Below are 458 nucleotides of genomic sequence, written 5' to 3' on the forward strand. Positions count from 1 at the left end.
ACCTTTTGGAAGAAGTCGTCGAAGGTGGAATCAATAACTGGGGTGAAGTCGTAACAAGGTAGCCGTATCGGAAGGTGCGGCTGGATCACCTCCTTTCTAAGGAGAATTGCCTACTGTTTAATTTTGAGGGTTCGTTTTTACGAATACTCAATTAGCACTTTGAGCAACAGTATAAACTGAACGCATGTGAAGTTTGTTTGTTGGCGACGTGCCTTAGCACTTTGAGCAACGGAATTTATTCGTTGGCGCTGTGCGTTAGCACTTTGAAAACTGCATATATATATTTAGTGATATGACATCTAATTTGTAATATATAAAGCTGATAACTTTTAAAAATTATCGAAGTTGATAGCTTCTAATCTATCAAACCTTTTTAACTGGTCAAGTTATTAAGGGTGCAGGGCGGATGCCTTGGCACTAGGAGCCGATGAAGGACGCGATAAGCTGCGATAAGCTTC

Annotated in this window: 2 rRNA genes; both read left to right on the forward strand. The window is 40.6% G+C overall.

The window, feature by feature from the left end:
- Positions 1 to 96: ribosomal RNA gene (locus IC213_RS20595) — 16S ribosomal RNA — on the forward strand; the annotation flags it as partial.
- Between the two features lie 283 nt (positions 97 to 379).
- A 23S ribosomal RNA gene (locus IC213_RS20600) occupies positions 380 to 458 on the forward strand; the annotation flags it as partial.

Origin of the sequence: Clostridioides sp. ES-S-0049-02, assembly GCF_020658465.1 — a bacterium.
Classification (GTDB): Bacteria; Bacillota; Clostridia; order Peptostreptococcales; family Peptostreptococcaceae; genus Clostridioides.